Below are 2,697 nucleotides of genomic sequence, written 5' to 3'. Positions count from 1 at the left end.
GTTCGTCAAGGCGCTCGGCGAGCCGCTGGTAGTGGTGCAACGCTCGGTGCTGCGCGACATTCTTACCGCAGCGCTGACGGCAGAGACGGTGGAATATGGGCTGACCGCTCTCGGGCTGATCACTGACGGCAACAGAGTGCGCCTTCGGTTGTCGGATGCCACGGTCCGCATGGCCGACGCGGTGATCGGCGCCGACGGTACCCATTCGGTGGTGGCGCGCCACCTCAACGGTCCGCTGACCAACCGTTACGCCGGCTACACCGCATGGCGAGGTATAACCCGCTATGCCCTAGATCCCATGCTGGCTGGCGAGACGTTAGGGCCTGGCGTCGAATTTGGCCACGTCCCGGTGGGGCCGAATTCGACGTATTGGTTCTCGACCCAACGTGCGCCCGAGGGGCACCGGTCGCCTCAAGGCGAGCTGCACTACCTGCAGGCCAAGTTCGCCGGCTGGGCCGAACCCATTCCGAGCATCCTGGCCGCGACGCCTTGTACCGACGTTTTACGCGACGACCTTTACGACCGCACTCCCGCCCGGCACTGGGCACGCGGACCGGTCGTGCTTGTCGGTGACGCGGCCCATCCGATGCGTCCGCACCTGGGTCAGGGCGGCTGCCAGGGGCTAGAAGATGCCGCGGTTCTAGCCGCATTCATCGACGAGAATTCAGATTCGGCAACGGCTTTCGCGCAATTCGCAGCCTTCCGTCGGCCCCGAACCAAGTCGCTGACTCGAAAGTCGAAATGGATCGGCAAGGTTCTTAACCTGCGTCCTGCATTCTTAAGCGCTGCAGCCAGCCGTGCCACGGTGTTGGTTCCGGAGGCGCTGCTGACTCGGCACATTGCATCAGTGGCGGCGCGGTCGGCGTTCGTGTCTCCGACGGGCGGTGCCACTGGCCAGCCGTGACCTCAAGTGTGTCAACTCGCGACGCTCCTTCCACCGCGGCAGCCGAAGTCCATGGCAGGTGTTCTCAGCGATGTGGCCGAAAGCGCAGGTGAGGTGGTCGATGTGAGACGGTCCACAGTGCCGACGCGCGGCCGGCGACTGATCTCTGGTGCTCCACAGACTGTCGCCGCGCTCGCCATCCGACTGCGGCCTGCGAAATCGATTGCGACCATCAAGTGCGGGTACACCGCGCCAACGGCTCCCGCGCCGCCACTCAATCAGTCACCCAGCGATCGGGGGAAGTATGAGCACTGCATCGAACCTGACCGGCGCCGTGCTCAACGGCCTACCCGAGATTCGATCCTGGCAGGAAGATCTCTACCGCGACATCCACCAACACCCCGAACTGTCCCATCAAGAGCATCGGACCGCGAAGCTGGTTGTCGAAAGATTACGCGGGTCGGGCTACGAAGTGCGGGACGGAATCGGCGGCACCGGCGTCATCGGCGTCATGCGAAACGGCAGCGGACCGACGGTGTTGCTGCGTGCCGACATGGACGCGCTGCCCGTCGAGGAAGCCACCGGTCTTCCGTATGCCAGCTCCATATGCGCCACCGACGCCACCGGTTCCGAGGTCCCCGTCATGCACGCCTGCGGCCACGACGTGCACGTCTCATGCCTACTCGGCGCTGCGGCATTGCTCGCCAGAGGAACCCGACACTGGAACGGAACCGTGATCGCGCTATTTCAGCCGGCCGAAGAAGTCGGTGACGGTGCGCGGGGCATGGTCGACGACGGACTGGCCGACGTCATTCCGCCAGTTGACGTTGCCCTTGCCCAGCATGTGCTTCCAGCACCAGCCGGCCGCGTCTGCACGCATCGCGGCCCTGTGCTCTCGTCCGCCGACAGCATGCGGATCACGGTCTATGGCCGCGGCGCCCACGGTTCGATGCCGCAAGCCGCCGTCGACCCCGTGGTGCTCGCGGCGATGATCGTGGTCCGGCTGCAAACAGTCGTATCCCGCGAGGTTGCTCCGACCGATATCGCCGTAGTGACGATAGGAAGCATCCGTGCCGGCAGCAAAAGCAATGTGATCGGTGATCACGCTGTGCTGGAGCTGAACGTGCGCACCTATGACAAGTCCGTACGTACCGCAGTACTTGATGCGATCCGGCGCATCGTCGTTGCCGAGTGCCAGGCCTCAAACTCGCCAAGAAATCCCGACTTCGAGATCTACGATAATTTCCCACTCACCGTCAACGACGACGAGGTCACCCAGCGGGTGAGCGACGCGTTCGCCGGATACTTCGGCGAACGCTTCCAACCGATGGCGGCACAGTCAGCCAGTGAGGACTTCAGCGACATCCCCAATGCGCTCGGGGTTCCCTACACCTATTGGGGCATCGGCGGAATCGATGAGCAGCAGTACCGCACGGCGGCAAACGGCGGGCGGGTCGCTCAGGACATCCCGGTCAACCATTCGCCGACGTTTGCCCCGGTAGTCCAACCCACCCTTGACACCGGGACCGAAGCCCTCGTAATTGCCGCGCTGGCCTGGCTCGCCAGCTGACTCAGTGCCCATCCGCAGGACCCCGGATCGAATCGGACGAACCGGAACCCTCGGCGCCTAATGGACCCGAGGCAATGGGGCCGAATACGCCCCGATGCTGAGAAACCGCTACGACGCTTCCAACTGCTGTTCGTAGTGGAGCTAAGGGGACTCGAACCCCTCGTTTGCGTGGGCGAAAGTGCTTCTACCAGCGCTTTCGGTTCCGCTTGATCAGTTTGAGTGATTTAGCTCACCAGGGGTTTTG

2 protein-coding genes are annotated in these 2,697 nt (G+C 63.7%); both read left to right on the top strand.

The window, feature by feature from the left end:
• The coding region (locus tag WA317_RS11870; RefSeq protein WP_425173216.1) for an FAD-dependent monooxygenase at positions 1-904 on the top strand (904 nt) is incomplete at its 5' end.
• 283 nt (positions 905-1,187) lie between these two features.
• Positions 1,188-2,453 carry an amidohydrolase gene (locus WA317_RS11865; RefSeq protein ID WP_425173215.1) on the top strand — a complete coding sequence of 422 codons (1,266 nt, stop codon included), beginning with the start codon at positions 1,188-1,190 and terminating at the stop codon, positions 2,451-2,453.
• Positions 2,454-2,697 lie beyond the last annotated feature (244 nt).

This window comes from Mycobacterium sp. (assembly GCF_049802695.1).
Classification (GTDB): domain Bacteria; phylum Actinomycetota; class Actinomycetes; order Mycobacteriales; family Mycobacteriaceae; genus Mycobacterium.
Note: the sequence above shows the minus strand (reverse complement) of the source record. Positions and strands in the feature narration are given on the sequence as shown.